This is a genomic window from Actinomadura physcomitrii (assembly GCF_008923205.2).
Lineage (GTDB): Bacteria > Actinomycetota > Actinomycetes > Streptosporangiales > Streptosporangiaceae > Spirillospora > Spirillospora physcomitrii.
Genome location: NZ_WBMS02000003.1, coordinates 338489 through 357372 on the forward strand (window position 1 = coordinate 338489; position 18884 = coordinate 357372).

19 protein-coding genes are annotated in these 18884 nt (G+C 67.6%); 6 read left to right on the plus strand and 13 right to left on the minus strand.

The features are described 5' to 3' along the window. Positions 1–83 precede the first annotated feature (83 nt). Both F8568_RS05640 and F8568_RS05645 read right to left on the minus strand, forming a co-directional pair. On the minus strand, positions 84–566 hold the full coding sequence (locus F8568_RS05640) for a MarR family winged helix-turn-helix transcriptional regulator (RefSeq protein WP_160573517.1): 483 nt from the start codon (positions 564–566) through the stop codon (positions 84–86). Further along, positions 544–1029 carry a carboxymuconolactone decarboxylase family protein gene (locus F8568_RS05645; protein ID WP_151592064.1) on the minus strand — a complete coding sequence of 162 codons (486 nt, stop codon included), beginning with the start codon at positions 1027–1029 and terminating at the stop codon, positions 544–546. The genes F8568_RS05640 and F8568_RS05645 overlap by 23 nt, the downstream gene beginning before the upstream one ends. A 185-nt stretch (positions 1030–1214) precedes the next feature. Between F8568_RS05645 and F8568_RS05650 the strand changes: the two genes are divergently transcribed. The 4 genes from F8568_RS05650 (at position 1215) to F8568_RS05665 (ending at position 5272) form a co-directional block, all read left to right on the plus strand. Next, positions 1215–2366 (plus strand): amidohydrolase family protein, encoded by a 1152-nt coding sequence (locus tag F8568_RS05650; RefSeq protein ID WP_151592066.1) that lies wholly within the window; start codon positions 1215–1217, stop codon positions 2364–2366. Positions 2367–2472: 106 nt separating this feature from the next. Next, positions 2473–3291 (plus strand): oxidoreductase, encoded by an 819-nt coding sequence (locus F8568_RS05655; RefSeq protein ID WP_151592068.1) that lies wholly within the window; start codon positions 2473–2475, stop codon positions 3289–3291. Between the two features lie 270 nt (positions 3292–3561). Further along, a complete protein-coding gene (locus F8568_RS05660; RefSeq protein WP_160573518.1) occupies positions 3562–4146 on the plus strand; it encodes a TetR/AcrR family transcriptional regulator in 585 nt (194 codons plus the stop codon). A gap of 226 nt (positions 4147–4372) precedes the next feature. Then, positions 4373–5272 carry an MBL fold metallo-hydrolase gene (locus tag F8568_RS05665; RefSeq protein ID WP_160573519.1) on the plus strand — a complete coding sequence of 300 codons (900 nt, stop codon included), beginning with the start codon at positions 4373–4375 and terminating at the stop codon, positions 5270–5272. 58 nt (positions 5273–5330) lie between these two features. Here F8568_RS05665 and F8568_RS05670 read toward each other — a convergent pair whose 3' ends face one another. The 8 genes from F8568_RS05670 to F8568_RS05705 all read right to left on the minus strand — a co-directional run bounded on the left by F8568_RS05670 (position 5331) and on the right by F8568_RS05705 (position 12378). Beyond that, positions 5331–5492 carry a hypothetical protein gene (locus tag F8568_RS05670; protein WP_160573520.1) on the minus strand — a complete coding sequence of 54 codons (162 nt, stop codon included), beginning with the start codon at positions 5490–5492 and terminating at the stop codon, positions 5331–5333. Positions 5493–5495: 3 nt separating this feature from the next. Further along, complete coding sequence (locus F8568_RS05675; protein WP_328600732.1) at positions 5496–6569, minus strand: LLM class flavin-dependent oxidoreductase; 1074 nt, start codon at positions 6567–6569, stop codon at positions 5496–5498. Beyond that, positions 6560–7354: a cytochrome P450 gene (locus F8568_RS05680; RefSeq protein ID WP_151592076.1), complete on the minus strand. Its 795-nt coding sequence runs from the start codon at positions 7352–7354 to the stop codon at positions 6560–6562. Before F8568_RS05680 ends, F8568_RS05675 begins: the two co-directional genes overlap by 10 nt. Continuing rightward, the gene (locus F8568_RS05685; RefSeq protein WP_151592078.1) at positions 7318–7755 is read right to left on the minus strand and encodes a cytochrome P450 family protein; all 438 of its coding nucleotides are present in this window, start codon (positions 7753–7755) and stop codon (positions 7318–7320) included. The genes F8568_RS05680 and F8568_RS05685 overlap by 37 nt, the downstream gene beginning before the upstream one ends. 36 nt (positions 7756–7791) lie before the next feature. Beyond that, on the minus strand, positions 7792–9069 hold the full coding sequence (locus tag F8568_RS05690) for an alpha/beta fold hydrolase (RefSeq protein ID WP_202124523.1): 1278 nt from the start codon (positions 9067–9069) through the stop codon (positions 7792–7794). A 202-nt stretch (positions 9070–9271) separates the two neighbouring features. Further along, the gene (locus F8568_RS05695; RefSeq protein WP_151592080.1) at positions 9272–10081 is read right to left on the minus strand and encodes an SDR family NAD(P)-dependent oxidoreductase; all 810 of its coding nucleotides are present in this window, start codon (positions 10079–10081) and stop codon (positions 9272–9274) included. 48 nt (positions 10082–10129) lie between these two features. After that, on the minus strand, positions 10130–11143 hold the full coding sequence (locus F8568_RS05700) for an LLM class flavin-dependent oxidoreductase (protein ID WP_151592082.1): 1014 nt from the start codon (positions 11141–11143) through the stop codon (positions 10130–10132). 38 nt (positions 11144–11181) lie between these two features. Beyond that, positions 11182–12378, minus strand: a complete 1197-nt coding sequence (locus F8568_RS05705; protein WP_151592084.1) for a cytochrome P450 — start codon at positions 12376–12378, stop codon at positions 11182–11184. 210 nt (positions 12379–12588) lie between these two features. Between F8568_RS05705 and F8568_RS05710 the strand changes: the two genes are divergently transcribed. Beyond that, positions 12589–14007 (plus strand): aldehyde dehydrogenase family protein, encoded by a 1419-nt coding sequence (locus F8568_RS05710; RefSeq protein ID WP_202124524.1) that lies wholly within the window; start codon positions 12589–12591, stop codon positions 14005–14007. A gap of 34 nt (positions 14008–14041) precedes the next feature. After that, complete coding sequence (locus F8568_RS05715; RefSeq protein WP_151592088.1) at positions 14042–14854, plus strand: SDR family NAD(P)-dependent oxidoreductase; 813 nt, start codon at positions 14042–14044, stop codon at positions 14852–14854. A gap of 247 nt (positions 14855–15101) precedes the next feature. On the opposite strand, the gene F8568_RS05720 is transcribed toward F8568_RS05715, so the two are convergent. From F8568_RS05720 to F8568_RS05730, 3 genes are read right to left on the minus strand one after another with little or no spacing between them, the layout of a single operon-like run. Then, the gene (locus F8568_RS05720; RefSeq protein WP_151592090.1) at positions 15102–15881 is read right to left on the minus strand and encodes an SDR family oxidoreductase; all 780 of its coding nucleotides are present in this window, start codon (positions 15879–15881) and stop codon (positions 15102–15104) included. After that, on the minus strand, positions 15881–18463 hold the full coding sequence (locus tag F8568_RS05725) for a CaiB/BaiF CoA transferase family protein (protein ID WP_151592092.1): 2583 nt from the start codon (positions 18461–18463) through the stop codon (positions 15881–15883). The genes F8568_RS05720 and F8568_RS05725 overlap by 1 nt, the downstream gene beginning before the upstream one ends. Next, positions 18456–18878 carry a Zn-ribbon domain-containing OB-fold protein gene (locus F8568_RS05730; RefSeq protein WP_160573521.1) on the minus strand — a complete coding sequence of 141 codons (423 nt, stop codon included), beginning with the start codon at positions 18876–18878 and terminating at the stop codon, positions 18456–18458. Before F8568_RS05730 ends, F8568_RS05725 begins: the two co-directional genes overlap by 8 nt. Between the last annotated feature and the right edge of the window lie 6 nt (positions 18879–18884).

An 18884-nucleotide genomic window follows, 5' to 3' on the forward strand; every position in this document is an offset into this window, starting at 1 on the left:
GTGCTTGGATCGACATCGAGTTGCGGCGGCGAGCCGTGAGGTTCGAGGAGTGCGACGAGGCGATTGCGGATCGCCTGCGGAACCTAATGTCCCGTGACGTCGTCGGTCGCCATCGCTTCGAGAGCGGGGACGGCCGCCGTTATGGCGCGGCGCATGCAGGGAGCCAGGCGGGCGAGTCGCTCGCGCAGGACTTCGACGTCGCACGCCGCGGCGGCGGCGAGAGAGGCCTTCCCCTCGGGTGTCAGGGAAACGCGGCGAGCTCGTGCGTCGTCGACCTCGATCTCCCGTGTCGCGAAACCTTGACGGATGAGTGCGTCGACCGTCCGGGACATCGTCGGCAGCGCGACTCCCTCTGCTCTCGCGAGTTGGCCCTGGCGTAGCGGCCCGTGCCTGGCGAGCGTGGTCAGCGTCGCTCGCTGGAGTGGGGGGATGTGGTGTCCCCCGACCTGGCGAAGCCGGCGGCTGAGCCTGTCGACCGCCAGGCGGAGGTCGGTGGCCAGCGCGAGATCGTCCTCGGAAGGCGCTGGATCGCAGGCCCTGACATCAATCCGTCCGGGTGGCGTCACGATGCGTCTCCAAGGTAGGGATGGCCTCGTGCGGTTCTGCCGGGGTTGGGAGCAGCCCTTCGGCGTGGAGTCGTTCGACCGTTTCGGCCAGGAGGAGGTTGGCCTCGACCCCTGCAGGGAACCCGCAGTACAGGCCGGTGTGCAGAAAGACCTCCGCGATCTCCTCCGGGGTGATGCCGCCTCTCAGGAGACCCCGTATCCGGACGGCGAGCTCGTCGGGACGATTGACCGCGGCCAGGGTGGCCAAATTGACCAAGGCCCGGGTCTTGGCCGGAAGGACTTCGCGCGACCACAGGTCGTCGTTCGCTCGGCGCAACACGGCCAGCCAAGGAGCGGTCACGGGGGACTGCAGCATGGGACGGAACCGCTCGCGAGCGGCGTCGTCGCCCATGACCGTGGAGAGCAGGTCCGCCTCCGCGGCACCTTTTCGATCTTCTTGGCTTGCCCGGTCGTCCTTCACCATGCCGTCAGCCCCTCCTGAGGTACAGATGAGACCAGTATGTTGAATCCGGGATTCTACTTGTCAAGCGGCTTCTACATGAGCGCTGTTTCGCGACCACCCGCGCTGCGGGGTGGTCGACTGGAGCAGCATGGACTATGGTATCCTGGATTCAGGACACGGCGTTACGAGCAGCCACGGGAGCTTCCATGCCGCTTGCCGAAGACGTCCAACTGGTCTCCGTCGATGATCACGTGATCGAGCCGCCCGGAGTCTGGAGTGATCGCCTTCCTGCCGCGATGCGCGAGGAAGGCCCTCGCATCGTCGACGGACCTGGGCATACTCAGGCATGGCACTACGCGGGCCGCGAATACCCCATCCATCTCCAGGGAAGCCCGCGCACGCGCATCTTCAGGAGCGACGGCACCGGTGAAGACTTCTTCGCCCGTCACTACGACGACATGGTCTCGGGTGCTTACGACGTGCAGGCCCGCGTGCGGGCGATGGACGAAGACGGCGTCGCGGTCCAGTTGCCGTTCCCGACCTTCCCGCGCTTCGCCGGCACCCGGTTCCTGGAGGGTGAAGATCGTGGCTTGGCCGCGTTGTGCGTCCGCGCCTATAACGACTGGATGCTCGACGAGTGGTGCGCTGCGGCGCCGGACCGGTTCATTCCAACGGTCATAGTGCCGCTCTGGGACCCGGTCGCGTCCGCCGGTGAGATCCGTCGATGCGCGGCCAAGGGCGCGCGGGCCGTCTCGATGGCCGAGAATCCGGCACCGCTGGGCCTGCCCTCGTGGTGGAAGACGGACCATTGGGCTCCCATGCTTCATGCCATTGAGGAGACGGGCCTGCCGTTGTGCATGCACATCGGCACCTCCGGGGAACTGGTGGTCCCCTCGGAGGATTCGAGCGAGGCCGTTCCGATCTCCCTGTGCGGGCTGAACTCCATGGCGTCGATGGCGGAAATCATCTTCTCCGGGATGCTCCTGCGCTTCCCGGGCCTGAAGATCGCGCTGTCCGAGGGCGGGTCGGGCTGGGTGCCCTACCTTCTCGAGCGCATGGACTACACCTGGAAGCGCACGCGGGTCGACGTCAACCGTGACATGGCCCCGAGCGAACTGTTCGCCCGCAACTTCTGGACGTGCTTCATATCTGACCAGTTCGCGGTGGACGTCTACGAGCACATCGGAGTCGACAAGTTGATGTGGGAGAGTGACTACCCGCACAATGACTCGGAATGGCCCGACAGTCGCAACAACCTGGAGAAGGCACTTGCGGGAGTCGCGGACTCGGACGCGGCCAGGATCGCCGAGTCGAACGCGAGGGAGTTGTTCGACTTCCCGCGGGTGACGAACGGGTGACTGCCTGCGGTCAAAAAACCTTCGAGCAGCCCGTCGCGCCGCGGAAAACTGCAGTCCGGCATGCGACGCCGAGGTTCTTCGAATCTTCATCAAGAGGGAGTAGGGCATGGCCAAGGTTTGGTTCGTCACAGGATCGTCGCGCGGATTCGGTCGGGAGTTCGTCGAGGCAGCACTTTCTCGGGGGGACAAGGTCGCGGCGACCGCCCGTGACGTCGGCGCCGTCGCCGACCTCGTCGAGGCACATGGCGACGCAGTCTTCGCGCAAGCACTCGATGTCACCGATCGAGCTGCGGTACACGCGGCGGTGAAGGCGGCCCACGAACGGTTCGGCAGGTTGGATGTGATCGTTAACAATGCCGGCTACGGCCTGTTCGGCATGGTCGAAGAACTGACCGAGCAACAGGTCAGGGATCAGTTCGAGACCAACTTCTTCGGAGCCTTCTCGGTCACCCAGGCGGTGCTTCCGATCCTTCGCGCACAGCAGAGCGGGCATATCGTTCAGATTTCGACCATCGGCGGCATAGCCGCGTTCCCCTCTCTGGGGGGCTACCACGCCTCGAAGTGGGCGCTCGAGGGACTGACGGAGTCGCTCGCCCAGGAGGTCGCCGCCTTCGGGATCAAGGTCACGCTGGTAGAACCGGGCTCGTTCGCCACGGACTGGGCCGGTTCATCCGCCGCGCACGCCGCGCCCATCGACGCCTACCAGCCGATGCGAGATGCCATGCGGGCCCGGCGCGGCCAGGCCAAGCCGGGTGACCCGAAGGCCGCGGGCAAGGCGCTGTTGGAGGTGGTCGATGCCGAGGAACCGCCGCTTCGGGTGCTGTTCGGCGCCATGCCGACTCAAATCGTCAAGAAGCTCTACGCTGACCGATTGCTGACCTGGGCGGAGTGGGAGAAGCTCTCGATCAGCGCGGACGGCATCTGAGCCTCGGGCAGCAGCGGCCGCCTAGCGCACGGACGTGCATGGGGTAACCCATCTGCGTCTTTGGTGGGTAGCGGTTGCGTGCAGAGACCGGCAAAAGTGACGCGGTTACGATGCGGGCCGGCCGTCGGGGCGGCCGGCCCGCATGTCGATCGTGCCAATGTTTTCCCTTCCCGTAACCAGGGCTCATGCCCTCACCCTCTTTTGGCTCGAACATGACCATTTGAAGGAAATGGTTCTTGCTATCCTCGCCTTGAGGGCGAGGTGATCTCATTGGATCTTGGCGTTGGTTCGAACCGTGACCAGGTCGTGGCCGTGGCGAAACGACTTTTTGCTGATCTCGGATACGATCAGACGACGAGTGAGATGATCGCACGGTCCGCCGGGGTCCCCATGTCGTTCGTCACCGACGAATGTGGCGGAAGACAGCAGATCTATCGGAGGATCGTCCAAGAGATCCGGGATCGCGCGCAAGAAGTGCTGGCATCTCTGCTTGCAGAGGAAGGCCTGTCGGCTAGGGGGAGGTTCCGCAGACTGCTGGACGAGTTGCTGGAATATTTTAGTCGGGACCGCGAGGGCGCGGCGATATGGAGGCAGCGCTCGATCGGCGATGCCTCGGATATTCAGGGCGTTGAAGACAGCTATGCCAAGCCGGCGTTCGATGCCTTCGCTCGCCTCGTTGGTGACGCTCTCCGCCCAGAGGTCGACGTTGAGTTGATGACATGGACGCTGATGTCCGCCATCGACAATTTTTTCAACGGAATTCCCTACGGCGTGGGCCAGGAGTCGCCCGATCCTGTGATGGTCGAGCGCTTCCATCGTCACATCCACGCTCTCGTGGAGCCCTTCTTCCGCTGAGTCCGGCGTCTCCGTCCCACCGGACGGAAACCTTGCGCTACTTGCGCGGGCGAAACATTGAAGGAAGCCCAAAGGCCTTCCGATCCTGGATGTTGGATGCAATAATGGCGAGAAGGCATCCTGGTCGTTCCTTCTTCCCGGCGCGGTGAAGCTGTTCGGCGCTCAGGAACCGCGGACGCTGGATGTCGCAGGAACCCCCCGACGCGGAAGGCAAGAGATGGCGTCCATGGCACAGTGCGGCGGCGACCAGGACGGGCAGGCATTGTCGCGATACGCACTGCGAGCGGACCCGGTGTCCACTCTCGCGGCCGAGGAGTTGCGCATCGGCGACAGGACCATGCTCGCCCTGTCGGACGGCTTCTTCGCGCTGAACTCGGTTCCCCATTTTCTAGGGTCGCCGGACGATCCGCACGGATTCTACGAGCAAATGCGCGCGGCAGGTCACGATACGGTCCGCATGCCCATTGGTGCATTCGTCTGGCCTGGAGAACGGAACGCGCTGATCGATGCCGGCTTCGGCCCGAACGATCACGGCGGCCGCGGAATAATGGTGGGCGGAATGCTGCCGGGGCAGCTGAGCCGATACGGCTTGAGCTTTGACGACATCCACGTGATCGCCTTGAGTCATTTGCATCCGGACCACACCGGGTGGCTGGCGGACGCCGAGGGCAGGCCGCTCTTCCACAGCGCACAAGTCGTCGTGGGACGAGCGGACTGGGACTACTTCATGGCTCCGGATGGCGCCGGTCTGGGCTTGGAAGAGCACGTCCGGCATGCGCTGGCGGCCATGGCCGAGCAAGACAGGGTCACGCTGCTCGATGGGGACGACGAGATCGTGTCCGGACTGACCAGGCTGGCTGCGCCCGGCCATACTCCAGGGCACAGTATCTACGCAGTACATGATGCGGGCGAGCGTGCGTTGCTGTTCGGGGACGCGCTCTACTGCCCGCAGCAGCTGACGCAGGTTGATTGGGAGGCGTCCAGTGACGTGGATCCGGTCGCTGCACGCCGGACACGCGAAGCGTTCCTGCGCGATCTCGAAGGCAACGGCGGCCTTGGTGTGGGCTGCCACTTCCCTGGGCTGAAGGCCGGGCGTGTGCTGAGCGGAGCCTGGCAGGAGCGATGAGTCGCGGGACGGTGCCCGGGCGGACGAGCACCGTCCCGCGAAGCCGCAGGATCCGAGCTCAGCCGGTCGCGCTGCCGGACTTGTCGGCCGTCACGGCGAGCACGGCGCCAATGATGTACCGTGCCTCCTCGCTCGTCAGGAAGGCGACGGCGCGGGTGATGTCCTGCACCTCGATGTGCGGCGTTCCTATCGGGGCGGCTCCGCTCTGCCACCTGGACATGGATCAGGAGCCTGACCGTCGCAGGCTTGGCAACACCGATTCGCCGAGCGTCTCGATGAGGTCGCTCGGCAGGGAGAAGGCACCCGGATGGGAGAGCAGGATGCTGCGCACGCCGTTCCGCTCGAGTTCGCGCAGTTGCGCGACGACCTCATCGGGCGTGCCGAAGAGGGAACGTGTCCGAGCGAACCAGAGCGCGGCCTCGTCCGAGATCCACGCCGAACAGGTCTTGACGGCCTCGTCCCAGTCCTCCGGGTGCCCGAGGTCGCCGAGCTCGAGGTCGTGGTCGGGGACGTCGACCGGGACGCCGGCGGCCGCGAAGAGCTCGGCTCCGCCGAGCTGCGCCAAGCGCAGGCACATCGGCTTGAACACCACGGCGTCACGCTCGGGGTCGTCGGTGATGACGCAGGAGCGGGTCATGGTGTAGCTGAGGTCGTCCGGATCGCGTCCGGCGGCCTTGGCGGCGTCGCGCACGATGCCGGTGTCGCGGTCCCACGCCATGCTGGGGATCACGGCGCCGTCGGCGATCCGCCCGGCGAGCGCCAGGTTGCGCGGCCCTGAGGCGCCGATGGTCACGGGGACCGCGACCGGATGGTGCAGCCGCCACGGGTGGACGCCGTGGGCGACCTCCTCTCCTGCCAGCAGGGTGCGGATCGCGCCGACCGCGTGCTCGAGCGTCTGGCTTCGCACCGGACGCTCACCTATGTGCGTCAGGGCGCTGTCGCCCGCTCCGACGGCGAGCGTGAGCCGCCCCGGCGCGATTTCGGCGATCGAGCGCGCGGCGGAGGCCGTCACCGTCGGGTGCCGCGTCACCGGATTCGTGACCGACACCGCGAGCCCGATCCGCTCCGTCGACACCGCGACGGCCGACACTGTCGACCACACTTCCCGCCACAGCAGTTGCGAGTCCGGAAAGGACACGCGGTCGACGCCGAGGTCCTCCATGTGCTGCGTCAACTCCACAAGTTCCCGGACGGGCCGGCACGGTGGGACGCGAACGATGATCTCCACGGTCGTGACCCTCAGCCTTCCTGCTCGGTGTTCCCTGCCGCTTCTGGAGTCGGCGCCGGTCACTCGCACACCACCGGAAGGGAGAGGAGTTGATCGATGAACACCGACCAGCCGCGCTCCGGCCGGCCGTTCAGCGTGATCTTCAGATCCCGCGACAGCAGTTCGCGGTACAGGATCTGCACCTCCAGCCGGGCCAGGTGATTGCCGATGCAGAAGTGCGGTCCGCCACCGCCGAAGCTCTGGTGGGTGTTGCGCTTCCGGAGCGAGTCGAAGCGGTGCGGGTCGTCGAACACCGAGGCGTCGCGGTTCGCGGACACATGCCAGAGAAGCACCATGTCGCCCTTGCGAATCCGCGTGCCGTGCAGTTCGACGTCCCGGGTCGCGTGCCTGGCCATGTGCATCGCCGGCGTGATGTAGCGGAGGAACTCCTCGACCAGTTCGCGGATCTGGCCGTTCGCCTGCGCGGCCCGTGCCTGCGCCGCGACGTCCGGATCCTCCAGGACCATGCGAAGGCTCTGCCCGATGAGGGTGTGCGTCGTCTCGAAGCCGGCGATCAGCAGCGACATGAACAGCTGCATGAACTGGCCGTCGGTGATCTTGACGCCGGCGCGCTCGGCCTCGGCCAGCTCGCCGAGCATGTTGTCGTTCGTGGCGCCTCGGCTGGCGTCGCGCAGTTCGAGGGCGTACTGCATCACGTTCTGGATCGCCGCCAGCGCCCGCTCGGGGCCGTCCTCGGTGCGCTGCCGCGAGAAGATCTCGTCCGCCCAGCGCACGACCTGCCCGCGCATGTCGTCCGGCACGCCCATGACCGAGCAGATCACCTGGGCGGGCAGCTCGACGGCGACGAGCGGCACCAGGTCGCACGCTCCTCGACCGGCCAGCCCGTCGAGGATATGTCGACCCGCTCGGTGATCCAGTCGGAGAACCGCGCGACCACCCGCGGGGTGAACGCCGCGCCGACGAGCTGGCGGATCCCGGCGTGCTGTGGCGGGTCGTTATAGATGACGTTGTCGACCATCAGCGGCGCTTCCGCATAGTTCGCCGGGTAGCAGATACCGAGCGAACTGCTAAAGGTCGAGGTGTCACGGCCTGCCGCTGCTATGTCGGCGAATCTGGTCAGCGACCAGAAGCCGCCGTTCGCGGCGCCGTCCTCGGTCGGCGTCCAGTGCACGGGCGTCTCGTTGCGGAGCCGCTCGAACTCCTCATGAGGCACCGCGTCATGGAAGACCTCCGCGTCGGAAAGATCCACTGGCATCGGGCGATCCGTTCTTCGCTGGGGTGGAGTGATACGTCAGGGGCATGCGGCGGCGCGGTCGAGCACGGGCATCAGGTACTCGGCGAAGCGCTCGGGGTCCTCCGACATGGGGAAGTGCCCGAGGCCGGGCATCAGCGTCAGAGTGACGCCCGGTATCGCGGCCGCCGCGCGCTCGGAGGCCGGCACCGTGACGAAGTCGTAGTCGCCGGTGAGCATGTGCACCGGGCACCTCGCGGTGTCGATCAGGTGGGCCTGGCCGCGGAGGTCGTGATCGCCGCTGAAGTAGGCGATGTCCCCAGCGAAGACGCCGGGTGCGCCCTGGGCGTAGTGCAACCGCGTTTCCTGCCGGAGCGCCTCGGGAGCGGTCGCCCCCATCCACGACATCATCGCGGCGGCGTGTTCGGCCGGGTCGTCGCCGGTCGCATTTCGTTCCTCCGGGCCCTCAGGCCCCAGATGGAGGGCGCCTTCACACGAGATGACCGAGCGGAACCGGTCGGGGTGGAAGCGGGCGAGGTCGAGGGCGAGCATCCCGCCGACCGACGAGCCGATGAAGACCGGACGCTCGACGCCCAGCGCCTCGGCGAGCCTGATCGGGATCTGCATGAGGTGGTCGCGCGTCAGCCGGTACTCCTCCGCCCACCAGGCGACGCCCGTCGGCGGCAGCGACCTTCCGTGGTAGGGCAGGTCATAGGCGATGACCCGGAACCGGCTGGTGATCCGTTCGTCCTCGAGCAGGTGGCGCCATTGCCGCGCGTCGGCGCCGGCGGTGTGCTGGCAGAGGAGGCCGATGCCTGATCCGGCTTCCTCGAAGTAGAGCCGGTGATCGCGCCCGTCGATGTCGAGGTGGATGTAGCGACCGACTGCGGCGTCCAGCGTGCCGTGGGGACGCCGTGCCGTATCAGGCTGCGGTGCCGGATCGGTGCCGTTGACGAGGTGCCGCAGCAACTCGACCAGCCGGCGCACCGCCAGGTGCAGGTCGGCGCTCAGGTGCGCGGGCTCGACGGTCATCCCGAGGAAGGCGCCGCCGAAGACGTCGGTGAACCCCGGCGGTGGGACGCGCAGAAGTACCTTCGCCCAGTGCTCGGCGGTGCCGCGCGCGACGACATGGGTGCCGGCAAGCCCGGCCGCGTCAGCGTCCATCGGGGTGAAAACGCCGGAACGCACCTGGAGCCGGTGCTCCTCGCCCTGGATCTCGAACGTGATCGAGCCGGTCCAGTCCCGGCTGTTCACGCGTGTCTCGCCGTCGTCGTTCGCCAGGGCCGCGAGTCTGCTGAGCCGTTCCGGCGTGATCGGCGGGTCGATCGCCGTGGTCATCACATCACCATTCCTCCGTTGAAGGGACTGGCCGGTGAAGTAACCGGCCTGGTCAGAGCACAGAACCCGCAGCCGTCAGCGGTCTGCACGTCCGGCCAGGTGCTTGTTGGCCGACGAGTCGCCCGACGTCTGGGCACATCACGAAGGGGGACTGCTGCTTTCAGCGGCCCCGTCAAACCTGCGCATGCACAGGGTCGACCGCTCAGCTCGCCGGTCGGCCCGTCGCCGTTACCGCCTCCATCGCGTCGATGAGAGTCTTGTGCAGGTCGACAACGAAGTCCCGGCTCACCGCGTTGGTCGGTACGACGAACTGCCCGGCGGCCAGCCCGTCGAATGCCGCCGCGGCCACGACATCGGCGTCCTGCCCGTAGGTTTGCAGAATGGACGCGAATGCCGGGTCCTTCGACGCGTAGTCCGCCAGCCGTTCCGTCCGCACGTAACTCGGGCACAGCAAGGAGACCTGGATGTCATCTTCGGCGAGGTCGCGCCGGAGGGACGCGGCCAACCCGAGCACCGCATGCTTGGAAGTGGTGTACGCGGTCATCGGCGGCACGTAAGGCGGCACTCCGAGCGAGTGTTCAGAGCCGGTGATGAGCACCGAGGCGGGCCGGCCCGCGGCGCGCGTGCGTCGCAGCGCAGGCAGAAAGGCCTGAACCGTGTGAAAGACGCCGAGGACGTTGACGGCCAGCACATTGCTGAAATCGCTGCTGGCCAACGTGTCGACAGTGCCGCCGATGCCGGTGCCGGCGTTCGCGCACACGACGTCGACAGTGCCGTCGTCGAAAAGCTCGTCGGCGAGCGCGCGTACCGCTTCGGCATCGCGGACGTCGGCCACGCACGATCGCGCGGTTGCACCGGCGGCGTGGATCATGTCGGCCGTCTCTGCCGGATCGGTGACATCGACGGCGATCAGGTCGGCCCCCCGGCGCGCGGCCTCGAGCGCCAGAGCGCGGCCGACCCCGGTGGCCGCCCCGGTCACGAGGACGGTGGCTCCTGACAGCGAAGCGGTCATCGGAGAATTCCTGCCACTCGCGGATGAGCCGGTCCTGTGCACGTCATGTCATGCACCTTTCTTAAGAGAGCGCAACGCCGGCAAGACGCTGTCAATGAGCGCGGACACCAAGGCGGTCGGCAACGTAAAGGCACCCGTGTGTGCGAGTGCCAACCGCGTGACGCCCGCATCGGCCAGGTCGGCGATCGCGGCCGCAACCTCGGCCGGGCTGCCGAACAGGGTGCGCTTGCGCGCAAACCACAGGGCCGCCTCGACGGGCACCCACTGCGACGCGATGTCGACGAGTGCGTCCCAGTTGTCCGGATGCCTGAGGTCTCCGAGCGATTTGTCGGGCGGCGGCACCTCGAATTCGATGCCGGCTCGTCCGAAGAAGGCCGCTCCGGCCGGCGACTGCGCCATGCGAAGGCAATAGGGCATGAAGTACCGGCTGTCGCGCTCGGGGTCGTCGGTGACCACGCACGGCCGTGTCACGATGATGTCCAGCGACTCGGGATCGCGTCCGGCCGCCACCGCGGCGTCTCGGACCATGTCCCGGTCGCGCTTCCAGTCGGTGCCGGTGATGACGGCGCCGTCCGCGACGCGTCCGGCCGAGGCGAGGTTGCGAGGCCCGTTGGCCGCGATGAGGACCGGCACCTGCCGAGGGTCGTGCAGCCGCCAAGGTTGGACCGGGTCGTCGACCTCTGCACCGCTCAGTAGCGTGCGTACCTGGCTGACCGCGCGTTCGAGTTCCTTGTTGCGAGCGGGCGGCATGCCGATCGAGGATACGGAGCTCTCACCCGCGCCCACGGCGACGTGGAAACGGTCGGGCGCGAGTTCGGCGATGGTGCGCGTCGCACCGGCCGTCACCGCGGCATGGCGGGTCGTGGGATTCGTGACGGCCACGGAGAGATTCAGCTCCGTGGTCGATACCGCCAGGACCGCCAGGACGGCCCAGACATCGCGCCAGAGCAGCTGCGAGTCGGGCACGGCGATGCGGTCGATGCCGCCGGCCTCCATCTGGCGGGCGAAGTCGACGTATTCGGGTATCGGAACACATGGGGGCACGCGGACGGCGATCTCCACAAATGCTCACCTTTCGAAACTATGCGCGTTGCCGGGTCCTATTCGCATGCGACCGGCAATGACCGCAGTTGGTTGATCTGGATGCTCCACCCGCGTTCCGGCCGGCCGTTGAGGGTGATCCTCGGTCCCCGGGTGAGCAGGTCGCGGAACAGGATTTGCAGCTCCAGGCGGGCCAGATGGTTACCGATGCAGAAGTGCGGCCCACCGCCTCCGAAGGTCTGGTGCGGATTCGGTGTCCGGCTCGCATCGAACGTGTGCGGGTTCTCGAAGACCGCCGGGTCGCGGTTGGCGGCGGCGAACCACAGCAGGACGCTCTCGTCCTTCTTGATCACCTTGTCGTGCAGCTCCACGTCGCGCGTGGCGTGCCGCACCATGAGCATCGCCGGTGTGACGAACCGCAGGAACTCCTCGACCAGCTGCCGGGTGTCTCCGCGCTCGGCGGCCGCGCGGGCCTGAGCCTCGATGTCGGCGTTCTCGAGGATGAGCCGCATCCCCTGGCCGATCAGAGTGTGCGTGGTCTCGAAGCCGGCGATCAGCAGCGACATGATCATCTGGCGGTACTCGGAGTCGGTGATCTTCACGCCGTCGCGCTCGGCCTTGGCCAGCTCGGTGATCATGTTGACCTCGGTGCCGCCCGCCACGGACTCACGCAGTTCGAGGGCGTACTCCATGACCTCCTGGATCGCGGCTACCGACTTCTCCGGCCCGATGTCGGGGCGCAGGCGGCCGAAGATGGTGTCGGCCCAGGCGACCACCCGTGCCCGCTCCTCCTGCGGTACGCCGATCACCGAGCAGATGACCTGCGCGGGCAGTTCGACCGCGACGAGCGGTACGAAGTCGCATTCGCCGCGGCCGGCGAGGTTCTTGATGATCGCATCGACCTGCGTGGTGATCCAGTCCGTGAAGCGGGCCACCATGCGCGGAGTGAAGGCCGCACCGAGGAAGCGACGTAGTTCGGTCTGACGGGGCGGATCGTTGAACATGACGTTGTCCGCCATGCGGGCGGTCTCGGACGGGAGGATCGGGTAGTTCGCCCCAAGCGTGTTCGTGAACGTCGCGACATCTCGTCCTACGGCGGCGATGTCCGCGTAACGGGTCAGCGACCAGCACCCATCGGTGTTCGTTCCGAACTCGGCCGGCGTCCAGAGCACCGGCTCTTCGCGTCGTAGGCGATCGAACTCCTCGTGCGGCACCGCCTCGTGGAAGACAGCCGGGTCGAGAAGGCTGACAGTCATGTCGGCTCCCTTCAGCTTTGTCGCATTGCTCAACGGACAGTCCGCATTACCGTGCAGACGATTCTATCGTGGATCCAGTATCCTGACTACAGTAGCGTGAATCCAGTATCCCAGCTAGCCTCTGAGTGTCATGACGCCTTCAGGCGCGGTGACGGTTCCGAGGACGTCATGACCGCACGGACCAGCATCGAGCGCCAAAGGAGAGGTCACTTGGCCGAGAGATACGACCACTGGATCGGCGGTGCGGACCGAGCGCCGGCCGACGGGCGGTACATCGAGGGGCTGACGAGCCCCGTCACGGGCGAGGTCGTCTCGATCCCCGCGCGCGGCACCGCGGCTGACATCGACGCCGCGGTATCGGCGGCCAAGGAGGCGCAGGACGCGTGGGCCGATCGCCTCCCGGCGGAGCGGAGCCGGATCCTGCTGGCCATCGCCGAGGGCATTCGTGACCGCATCGACGAATTCAGCGCGCTGGAGCACGCGGAGACCGGAAAGCCGGCACCGCGGATGGAGATGAGTCTGTCCGCGGACTACTTCGCCTACTACGGCTCGGTGATCCGTGCGTTTCACGGCGAGACGATCGAGCTCGGCTCGGGGGCCAACGCCTACATCAGGCATGAACCCTTCGGAGTGGTGGGCGTCATCACCCCCTGGAACGGCCCGCTCAACCAGGCGTCACGCGACATCGCCCCCGCGTTGGCCGTCGGCAACGCCGTCGTGCTGAAGCCGTCGGAGTTCACCTCGGCGACATCGCTGCTGCTGGCCAGGGTCGCCACCGAAGCCGGACTGCCCGCGGGCCTGCTCAATGTCGTCACCGGACTGGGGCCCGAGGCCGGCGCGGCGCTCGTCGACCACCCCGGAGTCGACAAGGTCGCGTTCACCGGATCCGTGGCCACTGGCAAGCGGGTCGGCGCCGCCGCAGCGGCGAGGGTGGTGTCCGCGACCCTCGAACTGGGCGGCAAATCGGCCAACGTGGTCTTCGCCGACGCCGACCTCGACCGCGCAGCACGCCAGGTCGCCGGCGGATTCACCGCCAACGCGGGCCAGATCTGCTCGGCTGCCACCCGGCTGATCGTCGAGAGGCCGGTCCACGACGCGCTGGTCGAGCGCGTGGCCGACATCGTTTCGGGCCTCCGGCCCGGGCAGAACCTCGGTCCGCTGATCACCGCCGCCCAATTCGACAAGGTGATGAACTACTTCGAGATCGCGCGTGAGGAGAAGGCCACCTTGCGCCTGGGCGGGAAGGCGGTGACCGAGCCGCCGTTCGACGCCGGCCGTTACGTCGCCCCGACGATCTACACCGATGTCCGTCCGGACATGCGCATCGCTCAGGAAGAGATCTTCGGCCCGGTCCTGAGCGTGCTCACCTTCGACACCGAGGACGAGGCCGTGCAGATCGCCAACGGCACCGACTACGGGCTCGCGGCCAGTCTCTGGACATCCGACGTGGGCCGTGCCCTGCGTGTCTCGAACCGCCTGGAGGCCGGCCAGGTCGCGGTGAACGGCGCCGGGCTCGGCAACGAGGCGCCGTTCGGCGGATTCAAGAACAGTGGTACCGGACGGGTCAAGGGCCTGGCGGCGCTGCACACCTACACCCAGATCAAGACGGTCGGGATCAGCACGCTATGAGAACCCATGAGCGTCGGCTTCAGATGGAGGCAGCGTGACCACCAGGCTCAGTCGTCCCCTCGAAGACCGGGTTGCGATCATCACCGGGGCCAACATCGGAATCGGCCGCGGAGTCGCCGAGGCGTTCTCCGAGGCCGGGGCGAAGGTGGTGGTCTCGGGCCGTACGCAGGAACGCAACGAGGAGGTGGCCGCCACGATCCGCAAGTCCGGTGGCGAGGCCATCGCCATCCGGGCCGACGTGACGCAGGAAGCCGACATCGTCGGTCTGGTCGAGGGCGCTGTCGAGGAGTTCGGCCGGTTGGACGTCTGCGTCGCGAACTCCGGAGGCGTCGAAGCGTATGGAGCGGCCGACATCCTCGACATGCCCACCGAGATGTGGCGTGGCGTCATCGCTCTCAACCTGGACGCGGTGTTCCTGCTCTACCGCGAGGCCCTGCGCAAGATGATCCCGGCCGGGCGAGGCGGAGTCCTCCTCAGCATGTCGAGCATCGCTTCCATGCGTTCGGTCGGCGATTCGTGGCACTATTCAGCGGCCAAGGGGGGCGTGAACGCCTTGGGGATGGCACTGGCCGAGTCACTGGGGCCGCGAGGCGTTCGCATCAACTCGATCGTGCCGGGCTTCATCGAGGCGGCGTCGACGGCGCCGATCCTGGCGAACGAGATGATCCGGCATGGAATCGAGCAGCGGATTCCCATGCGTCGCATCGGGGTGCCGGCGGACGTCGGCGCGCTGGCCGTGTACCTCGCCAGTGACGAGTCCAGCTTCATCACCGGGCAGACGTTCGTCATCGACGGCGGCCAGAGCACGCGCATGGTCAGCGACCCACCGGCGGCCAAGCCCGTGTGACACGCGGATAAGGGACTCGGCGGGGACCGTCGCGGTCTCCGCCGAGTGACGGCCGATCGAGACCTGATGTGACGGGGCCTGTCGGAGGTCGGCGGGCAGGCGTTCCGATGCCGAAGCAATTGGACCGCAACGAAGTGGGGGGGGGGGGGCGGGGCCCCCCCCCCCCCCACTTCGTTTCCCGGGCCCAACCGAACGACCGCTGTGTTCGACAAGCCGCTCGAACGTCACGGCGGGCCGATGGCCGCGGTCATCGCATGACCATGCCTCCGTCGACGTGCAAGGACTGGCCGGTGATGTAGCCGGCCGAATCCGAGCACAGGAAAGCGCAAGCGTCGGCGATTTCCGTGGTGGAGCCGAGCCGCGGGATCATTACCAGAGGCCTGCCCTCGGGAACCCCCTCGCGGGTGGTCATGTCCGCCGGGTAGTCGGCGGCGTCCCGTGTGGTCTCCGTGCCCCCGGGGACAACGATGTTCGCCGTGACGCCGAAATGGCCGAATTCGAAGGAGATCGCCTTGACCAGGCCGGTGAGCCCGGCCTTCGCGGTGACGTTATGAGCGCGATGGTGCCAGCCGAGGTAGCCGTCCGGGCCGCCGAGGGCGATGACCCGGCCGAAACCGCGTTCCTTCATTCCGGGCAGCACCAGACGGGAGAGGTAGAACAGGGCGGACAGGTTGGACCGCAGCGCCCCGTCCCATTCGGCGATGCTTATATCGGTGAACGCCTGGAAGTGACGGACTGAGGCGTTGCTGATCAGGTAGCCGATCGGGCCGAGCTCGGACGTCACCGTGTCGACGATACGTCCGCACGCTTCGGGGTCGCCGACGTCGCCCATGGCGACGACCGCCCGTCCGCCCGCACCGACGATCTCCGCGCACGTCTTCTCGGCGCCCTCGCGGTCGCTGCGGGCGTTGATCCCGATGGCCAGGCCGTGTGCCGCCAGGGTGCACGCGATCGCCTTGCCGATGTTGCGGCTCGCCCCGGTGACAAGGACCGTCCCGCCCGCGAAGCTGACGTTCGCTCCGGCCATCAGATGACCCCTTCCTCGGCGAGGGCGTCGACTTCGGCGCAGGTCAGACCCAGGACCTCTCCGTATACCTCGTAGTTGTGCTCGCCGTAGACCGGTGCGCCCTTGTCGATCCACCCGCCGGCGTGCGGCGGGGTCTCGGACAGGTCGAAGGGGACCTCGGCTACCGGCCAGGTGCCGATGCTCGGATTTGGCACCTCGGTGAGCCAGGCCAGGTGGGCCAGCTGCGGATCGTTCTCGCAACGGTCCTCGGCGGTCTGTGCCACTCCTGCCGCGATACCGGCGCGTTGCAGTTCCTCCATGGCGGCGTAGCGGTCGCGGGTCACCGTCCAGCGCTCAATCAGCCGGTCCAGTTCGTCGTGGTGCTGGAGCCGGCCGGCCAGCGTCTCGAAACGGGGATCGCGGTCGATGCCGCATACGGTGGCGAGGGCCTGCCAGTCCCGGTCGTCGGCGCAGGTGATGGCGATCCATCGGTCCGTACCGGCACATCGGTACACGCCCTGCGGCGCGGCGTTCGCATAAGGCATCCGGTTGCCCCACCGCTGAAACGGACGGCCGTTGACCGACCAGTCGAGAATGGGGACCGCTGTGGTGAAGATGCCCACCTCGGTCTGGGACGCGTCGATCCATTGGCCCTGACCGGTCACCTCACGCTGGTAGAGCGCGGAGAGGATGGCGCCCGCGAAGCTGTAGGCGCCCAGCCAGTCCAGGTAGGAGTACCCCCAGCCCGTCGGGAGCGCCGGCTCGGGAAGCCCGCCCATGTGCGTCAGCCCGGACAGTGAGCCCGCGATCGGACCGATCGCCCGGAAACGGCCGTACGTGCCATGCGCGCCCATGCCCGACTGCTGAGCGTAGATGATCGAAGGGTTGAGCTCCTTCAACCGGTCCCATCCGAAGCCCCACCGCTCGAACACTCCGGGAGAGAAGCCCTCTGCGACGACATCGCTTCGGCGGATGAAGTCCATGGCGATCTCACGGCCCTTGGGGTGCCGGACGTTGAGGGAGATCCCGCGCTTGCCCGGGTTCTTGTTGTTGAACTGGCCGCTCATCGGGCCGGTCGGCGGTGCGGTCAGGGGCGCCGTGGCGCGGCGCCGTGCCTCTCGTCCTCCTTCGGGAAAGCCACCGCCGCGGGTGTCCGGATGCGCCTTCCATTCGACCTTGATGACGTCGGCCCCCAGCGCGGCGAGGAACCGGGTGCCACCGGCCGACGCCAGGAACCAGGTGAAGTCGAAGATCTTGGTCCCTGGCAGGGCGAACGGCTTCTTGTGCACCGACAAGAGTTCGCCGTCCTGCAGCGCGCGTGGGGATGCCGTCGCGGCGGCGGCCGGACTGGGGGGCGCGGCGTTGGCCATCGCCTCGCGGGTGTGCTCGCCGACGCGCGGAGCCCGGTTCCCGTGCAGCCACCGGGAATGCGTGGCCTGCCACTTGCTGACCGGGTAGGTGTAGGTCCGGCCGTCTTCGGGGTGCTCGATCTCGGCGAAGGTCCCGCGGGCGAGCCAGTGGGGGTCGACCGCGTTCTCGTCCGGTCGCCGCACCGGGGCGCATAGCAGCCCGGCCTCCTGCATCTCCTCCCAGGGCAGTTCGGCGAACGTGAATCGACGTACGAACCGCTGGATGATCTCGACATTCGCCGACGAGGACGCGGTGGTTCCCGGGATCCCGCGGGTGCCCACCTCGGCGGCGACCTCCGCGGCCGGGACGTCCTCGCCCATGCCGTACCGCTCGAGGAAGGGCTTGAGGAGGTTGCGGTCGCGCGCGCCGATGCTGAGCACGTTCAGCCAGCGCCCATCCTTGGTGTACGCCAGCGTTATGTTCGAAGCGACCTTCGGTCCGGCGTGCCGTGCGGTCTGCCGGTAGTACGGCTGGCGCTGGACGACCCATGCCATCAGGTCGGTCTCGGTGTTCTTCGCGACGGCCTCGTGCACGGCGCAGGTGAGCCGCTGTCCTCGTCCGGTCCGCTCGCGTCGGATCAGTGCGGCGATGACACCGAAGCAAACCTGTTCGCCCGCGATGTGGAAGGCCTGGTTGAGCTGCGGCGCCATCGGTGGCAGGTCGTAGTGGCCGTCCGGCTGCGGGTCGTAGCCGCAATTGAGCAATGGCCCGCCCAGCGCGAGGTGGACCAGATCGGAGGCACGGTGGCCGGCCCACGGCCCGTCCTCTCCGAACGGGGTGATCCGGGCGGTGACGAGCCGGGGGAAACGCCGCTCGAGCTCCTCGGAGTCCAGGCCGATGCCGGCGAGGTGGTTCGGTGGTGTGGAGTCGATGAGCACGTCGGCGGTGCCGAGGAGGCGGCCGAACGCCTCGGTGCCCTCGCGGGTGCCGAGGTCGAGGGCGACCGACTTCTTCCCGCGGTTGTAGGCCCAGAAGTGGAGCGATCGCTCGGGATCGGCGACATCGCCGGCGAACGGGCCGATCCGGCGAGTGCCGGCACCCTCCGGAGGCTCCACGCGAACGACCTCCGCGCCGAGGCCGGCGAGTGTGAGGCCGCAGTACTCGCCCTGCTGGTCGCCTATCTCGATGACCCTGATGTCGGCGAGGCTGCCCGCCTCGTTCGGTACCGCGGCGGTTGCGCTGCGATCAGTCATTCCGGGCGCCTTTCCACCGAGCGGCCGGTTCCCAATGCAGCAAAGTGACCTCCGGTGAGACGTCGGTGTATCGGGCGCGCATACGCGTTCCGATCGAGAGCGAATCGGGCGGCGCGTCGATGCGGGAGAGGATCTGGAGCCGGTCCTGGATCTCCACGACTCCGATCGCGTAAGGGACGTCCTCGGCGAACGCGGGCGACAGGGCACGGTGGTAGACGACGAAACTGTAGAGATCGCCCTCGGCGGCGACCGCGGTCCAGTCGCCGCCGCGTGTCAGGCACGTCGGGCAGATCGGCGCCGCGGGATAGCGCAGGGCCTCGCAATGCGCGCAGCGCTGGACGAGGAGCCGATGCTCGCGCAGGCCGGCCCAGAAGGGTTCGGTCAGCGCGTTCGTGGTATCGGGCAGCGGTGGCATAGGGGT